The following is a 6,418-nucleotide window of genomic DNA, read 5'->3' on the forward strand; positions in this document are numbered from 1 at the left end:
ATAAAAACAATCCTAGTGTATGTACTAGGATTGTTTCATTTCGCTAATATTGTTTATTTATAAAACACTTTATCAACGTTATATTTCGCTTTGTATTCATTAATGATATAAGTTTCGTAAATTTCTCTTTCTGTTGGATCTTCTACGATACATGCATCGATGCGGTATACTTCATCACGATTATTTTTGATTGGTGAAACATTATCTTCAAAATGCTTTTTAATACGTTGTCTAATTTTACGAGCTTTACCTACGAAAAGAAGTTCGTCATTAATGTTGTAAAACATAAAAATGCCGCCTTTATCTCTAGGGAACAAGTGGAAATCGATAAAACCGTTAATTGGAGTAATTAATGGCTCGTCTCCTTTAATAACTTGTTTACGTTCAGTAATTGAAACATCAGCTTCAGGAATATTAATTTTAATCAAGTTCATTCACGTCCTCTTTTATTATAAAGATAAATAATAGCATAAGTATGTAAGAAAAGCTATGTTCAGAGGCATATTTCATTTTATAATTCAAATATTATAGGTATATCATGTAAACTTTTTTTCCAAATCATATGATCAATTGATTCGCCCCAATAATCCTTCAGCACATAACTAGGTTTTCCAAACTTTTTCGTCCATATACTTTGTGCTTCTTTGTATCCACTATCTAAACAGTATTCGATTATTCCTCTGCTAAGTAATGTAAGAAACATTGTATTTAGCAGTAAACTCCCTATACCTTTTCTTTGATACTCCGGAAGTATAAATACAGTTCCTATTTCATACAAATCCTTAAGTACACCGCCTGTACAACTATTAATTAATGTACTTGCTGGACCAATTTCAATCGTTCCAATGATCTTATCGTTACTTGTATCTATTGCTAATAAAAAGTAACGACTTTCTCCATTACTATCAAAATCGTTTTTCAAATATTGCTTTTTCGAGTTAATTTCATTTTCTATGTCATCTAATAATTGTGATAACCCTTCGTTTTTATAAGTATTCGTAATAACTAGACGAAAAAATAAATTTAATTCATCACTATCATCCGAATTCGGTCTTCTAATTTCAACGTTATACATGATTTAAATCTCCAATCTTTGAAAATATATGAGAAAGTGTATTCATTTTAAAAGATTTTATACAATCGTTAAGACCATACTTTATATACTCTATTCATTATTATTCTACACAGCTCTGCATAGATCCAGCAGTATAGAAAACTCAGTATAAATATTAATGTAATAACTTTTATATCCATAGTTGTATGAATAGTAGGACCAAGTACAGGAAAACGGAAGATATCGAGAATGATCATAATTCCTATAAGTAGACATATCGCTGAAAAGGAAATTACCCAAATCCTCCTCTTGAATTGTAAAAAGGATACTCCTAATGCTATACCTAATAATCCTGTAGTAAAGGGAAAGACAATTAGTTCACTTGGCTCAATAATGAATAATAGGAAAATAGTAAGAATATAAGAGAGTACTCCCTCACGAATAGAATAACAAATAGCTAGAAAAATCGGTAGCGTCGCGAAAGGACTAATAAATAACCCTATTCCAGGGATTAAATTCCCCGCAGATTGAAAAATAGCAGCAAATGAACCGAGTAAAGCTGTAATGACTAACCTACTTGCAGGAGTCACCTTTCTTTTATGAACAAAATTCGCATCCTGCTCTATCATCCATTGATACCAATAGCATCTAAAGCGATTCATCAAAATACCTCCTAAAGATACCTAATTCATCACTTACTATAATTATTCATACACTTACGGTTTATGAGTTACTTTCTACTAATCGTTTATACATAGAAGTTTTTTAAGGGGGACAACAGGTCGTGCGTTTTAAAGAAGAATGAATTCCTTATATTTTTAGACTTAGAGTTTATATCGTATCAAGGAACAATTTCATAAATAGTACCTTTGTTAAAATCAGTTACTTTCATAGAACCGTAAACTCCTAAATATAATCTAGTTTGATCTAAGTTTGTTCCTAAACTAACATAATAAGCTGATTGAGCACCAAAATCATAATTGGTTTCAATAACATGAAAATCATTACGTTTATCGTCTATACTTGCTCTAGTATAAGCTAACACTCCCTTTACTGGAGATTGAGATTCTTCTTTCTTGGCAAGATCAGTAAACACGACGCTACCTGATAAATTTGGGATTGTAGTTCCCATATAGGGCTGAACTCCTGTAAGTGAAGTTCCTCCAAACTTATCCGGTCTGGAATCTTTATGAAAATAACTAATTAGGGGCTGAATACGCCTCGCTGACGTTTGAATTGTTTCATTATAATAAGCCATTGTTCTCTCATCCAAAGTAGGATTCTCAGAACAGTGCCTTATAAAAGAAGTAGGAAATTCTCCTTCCCATCCTCGCCAACCAAAATTAATAAATCCATCTTGAGTGGGAGTGGATCTCATTACATACATTTGAATAAGTTCAGTAACCGGTATGGGTTTATAATGAACAAACGAAAAAATAGACTCTACAATATCCTGACCGACATTTCCAACATATTTGATATACTGATTATAAAACCTTTGAAATGAAATACCTGTTATATTCCGAACCCCTTTCGCAATTACTGTAAGTGTTTCTTGTATAGATAAAGGAAACTCATTAAAGCGCGTAACTACTGGAGGGTTATTTATGAATGTATTTTTACTTACATCAATTTCAATTATTTTACCCGCTATTTCTAAATCATCCTGGCTTAAATTAAATGGATCATAACCCGATCCACCATCTCCATTTGTAAAAACAAGTTTTCCAGTCTCAGGTGAAAAGTTTAAACTATTGACTCCGTTATGATTAAAAAAGGGCCTTCTTATGTTAAGTAATGTCCGTCGTTTTTGAGGTTGACCATGTGATTGTAAAATCCATTCCTCAACCGTATCAATATGATCATATTGAGTATCTCTATTTACCCACTTTAAGTTTAAAGTTTTCAGATCACATGGATTAGGTTTAAAAGGTTCAGAAAGGGCACCCGGACCTTGAGTGCCAGCTACTGAATAATGAAGGTAAAATAAACCGTTTTGATAAAATTGTGGATGAAACGCTAGTCCTAGCAATCCTCGTTCATCATATCCATTACCAGAAACCCCTTCTTCAGATGTGCCTAATTTTATGATTCGCGGGCGAATATCTAAAAAAGTCCTTATAACTCCGTCTCCTATGTAAAAGATTTCTCCTACCTGGGTTGCAATAAATAACCTTTCAATTGAGTCACCTGGTAGTATAGTTGTTTTCAAAACAGTAGGTAAATTGAACTTACTTGCAATAGGTCGTAAACTAACCTTAACTTTTGTCAACTTACTTTACACCCCTTTAATTGCGTTTTATTAAAAGAATATGATAACTACGCATCCGTCGCATATATTCAGGTGCGTCCATCGGATTCCCTGCGATCATTTCAATTATACAGAGTCTTTCGGCGCTTTCCTTTTCAGCATGGATTATGGCCTGATCAAGCTCTCCATAGGTCCGGACCGTAACGGTAAACGCGTTACCTCCAAAAGCTTCGGCCAGCTTGGTGTAAGACCATCGAGGGATTTGGTTGTACTTTTGATCCTCTGTTTTGACATTTAAATATTTCTCAATTGTATAACCATCGTTGTTCAATATAAAGATTATGGGCTTGCAGCCGTAATAGAGCATAGAACTGATTTCCTGTGCTGTTAGCTGCAGGGCTCCGTCACCTGTAAACAGCAATACTCGGCGTTCCGGCGCGGCCATAATAGCACCGAACGCCGAAGGGATCCCATAACCAATGGACTGCCATCCACCTTGCCCAATATATGTTACATTGCCCGGCAGTCTTACCTCTCCCATTCCATTATAGAACGTTCCGGTCTCAGCGATTACAATATCACCCTCTTTCAGCATGCGCTGAAAACGTGGATAATAGTCGACCGCCAATAGAGGTCCGTCGACATTAGTTGTTAATTGATCGTAAGGGAATGAAATTTTTTCTGTCAAACCTTTTCCCTTATAACCCACCTTCTGCACGGCAAGTAGCATGTCGGCTGCAAGAACATTCGGATATTCCGCCTCAGCGATTTTAACCATATCTGGTTGAATATTAACAGTTATTAGCGGGTCCAGCTTTGCGGTAAAACTTGCGGTGTTTGTGTCCGCCCATACCATGCCAATCACAATGATACAATCTGCATTCTCCACCGTACTTTGGACTTCAGCCCTCCCGAAAGAGCCTAGATACATTCCGGTATAATTTGGATGGGTCTCGTCGAATCCCCCCTTCCCGTACATCATCGTTACAACAGGCACATTCATTGCATCGGCTAGCTGCCGAGTTGCTGTCTGAAGGCCGAAACGCATCGTTTTCACATCCACCAAGATAACCGGTCGGTAGGCACGTTCCAAAAGCGGACGGACATGATTCACTGCAGCCTGAAGGGTATTCGGGTTGGATGTTGGACGTGGTGGTACTGGCTCTGCCCATACTTTAATCGGCTTGGTCACTAAATCATTAGCCACAACCAGGTATACCGGCTTTTTCTTTTCCTTAGCAATGCGAATCGCAGTCTGAATTTCAATCTTGGCATTTTCCGGTGTAAGCACCGCGGTATATGCCGTAATCTGCTCATACACCTTGCGAAAGACGTCAAAATTCCCATCCATTAAGGTGTGATGCATAAGCTTATGCTCTTTTTGATCCTTCTCAGGAGGCGCACCCACAATGTGTATTATTGGTACATGCTCGCTGTTGGCTCCCGCTATCGCATTGCAGGCGCTGAGCTCCCCGACCCCGTAGGTCGTAATAAGAGCCGATATTCCTTTGATTCTTGCATAGCCATCTGCAGCGTAGCCCGAGTTTAGTTCGTTCCGTCCTTCTATAAAACGGATGCCGTTATAACACTCCAAAGTATCAAGAAGTGTAAAATTATAGTCCCCTGCGACACCAAAAATTTCGGTAATGCCCTCCAGTTTCAGGCAATCGAACAAATACTGGCCAACCGTTTTTTGAGCAGGTCCCCTTTGTAAACCAAAGTTGCCCATATTAATCATGTTGTCCATCGCTTGCTCACTCCTTATCCATTTCTTTGGCTTGTTCTGTTTAATAGTACTATCCTTTTTGATAATGCCCTTTAATTGAATCGGTTATCCGTTATACAATAATTAATGGGGAAGAACTCAGTAATAGACTTACCTTTGATCAAACATGTTTATAAACTAACATAACGTACAAGAAGTCGGCTTTTCTCTTGTCGAAATTTACTTAGCATACAGTGGTCATATATTTTCAAGAATAACGGAAGAATACATAGAAAATGCTACATAAATGTGAAGTTTGATCAACTTAGGGGGGACAACCTTGTTCAATCAGATAGTAAAAGCTGTACCCAATTTATTTACGATTGGAAATTTATTGTGCGGTGTTTTTTCAATTACCATGAATATGAGTGACTATTTGGAAGTAGCCTCCATTTTTATTTTCTTTTCAGCTGTTTTAGATCTCCTTGATGGAAGAATTGCGAGAAAATTAAAAGTGAACAGTGAGTTTGGTGTACAATTGGATTCCTTAGCTGATATTGTTAGTTTCGGAGTTGCTCCTGCACTTTTATTTCATTCGATAGCAACACCATCTATTTTAACTTCTTTGGCATTTATCCTTTTCCCAACGATGGGTGCTTTAAGATTAGCTAAATTTAGTGTAAAACCAACCATTGGATATTTTAAGGGATTACCTATTCCAGCTGCTGGATTACCATTGGCTGGTATGGGATTATTTTCATATAGTAATGCATGGATTACATTAATCCTCGCTCTCTTAATGGTAAGTCCAATTAGATTTAAAAAACTTTAATTAGGATCCCGCCTATCGCTTTAATTTCATTTGTGAAACGGTTCGCTAATATCCATCAAGTTGAGGGTTTTGATGTTATTCATCATTTTACGAATACAGCGATGGGACAGACTTTAAAGAACTTACCATTACGATACCTTATACTGATTCTTCACCCAGAAGAACCTTTAGGCTTTTGCCTAACCGCCATTCATCTCCCACTTACTCATTGGACCATGTCCTACCCATTCCTTGAGGTGGGGGTTTTCTGTCGGAAAATGATAAAAAGAAAGGATATTCGCCTCTATATTGAACGAATCCACTTTTCTTCTCTAATACCTCAAACGATAAAAATGCACTTCGTTGCTATAAAAGGCAAAAATTTTTCGTTTTGTGGGTTATCTATTTTCTTAGCTTGATGGATGTGGTGGTACCCCACATCCATCAACTTAAGGATTTAGACTATTTTTAAACTTAAAAGCACGTTACTATTCTCTTATGTTAATGAGAAAGGGTGACGTGCTTTTTATGAATATGCATCAAAAACAAGAGCTGTCTTTATTTGCCGAAGAGTTATATCGATATATGTCTCCCGCT

The 6,418-nt window shown here is 36.7% G+C and carries 6 protein-coding genes; 1 reads left to right on the forward strand and 5 read right to left on the reverse strand.

Annotated elements, in window-relative coordinates; genetic code table 11:
• Positions 1–53: 53 nt before the first annotated feature.
• The 5 genes from BWGOE10_RS14875 to BWGOE10_RS14895 form a co-directional block, all read right to left on the reverse strand.
• Positions 54–434, reverse strand: coding sequence for a nucleotide excision repair endonuclease (locus BWGOE10_RS14875; protein WP_070143087.1), 381 nt, complete (start codon positions 432–434; stop codon positions 54–56).
• 77 nt (positions 435–511) lie between these two features.
• Complete coding sequence (locus BWGOE10_RS14880) at positions 512–1,075, reverse strand: GNAT family N-acetyltransferase (RefSeq protein WP_070143086.1); 564 nt, start codon at positions 1,073–1,075, stop codon at positions 512–514.
• Positions 1,076–1,143: 68 nt separating this feature from the next.
• Positions 1,144–1,716, reverse strand: coding sequence for a hypothetical protein (locus tag BWGOE10_RS14885; protein WP_002161642.1), 573 nt, complete (start codon positions 1,714–1,716; stop codon positions 1,144–1,146).
• A gap of 179 nt (positions 1,717–1,895) precedes the next feature.
• A complete protein-coding gene (locus BWGOE10_RS14890; protein ID WP_070143084.1) occupies positions 1,896–3,326 on the reverse strand; it encodes a PQQ-dependent sugar dehydrogenase in 1,431 nt (476 codons plus the stop codon).
• A gap of 16 nt (positions 3,327–3,342) precedes the next feature.
• The gene (locus BWGOE10_RS14895; protein WP_070143082.1) at positions 3,343–5,052 is read right to left on the reverse strand and encodes an alpha-keto acid decarboxylase family protein; all 1,710 of its coding nucleotides are present in this window, start codon (positions 5,050–5,052) and stop codon (positions 3,343–3,345) included.
• A 298-nt stretch (positions 5,053–5,350) separates the two neighbouring features.
• Between BWGOE10_RS14895 and pssA the strand changes: the two genes are divergently transcribed.
• Complete coding sequence (pssA, locus tag BWGOE10_RS14900) at positions 5,351–5,842, forward strand: CDP-diacylglycerol--serine O-phosphatidyltransferase (RefSeq protein ID WP_002085344.1); 492 nt, start codon at positions 5,351–5,353, stop codon at positions 5,840–5,842.
• Positions 5,843–6,418: the final 576 nt, after the last annotated feature.

This window comes from Bacillus mycoides (genome assembly GCF_001757995.1).
Taxonomy (GTDB): Bacteria; Bacillota; Bacilli; order Bacillales; family Bacillaceae_G; genus Bacillus_A; species Bacillus_A mycoides_B.

Excerpts from the sequence above, each read along its gene's own strand:
- BWGOE10_RS14875 (WP_070143087.1), bottom strand. The coding sequence starts at position 434 with ATGAACTTGATTAAAATTAATATTCCTGAAGCTGATGTTTCAATTACT.
- BWGOE10_RS14880 (WP_070143086.1), bottom strand. The coding sequence starts at position 1,075 with ATGTATAACGTTGAAATTAGAAGACCGAATTCGGATGATAGTGATGAA.
- BWGOE10_RS14885 (WP_002161642.1), bottom strand. The coding sequence starts at position 1,716 with ATGAATCGCTTTAGATGCTATTGGTATCAATGGATGATAGAGCAGGAT.
- BWGOE10_RS14895 (WP_070143082.1), bottom strand. The coding sequence starts at position 5,052 with ATGGACAACATGATTAATATGGGCAACTTTGGTTTACAAAGGGGACCT.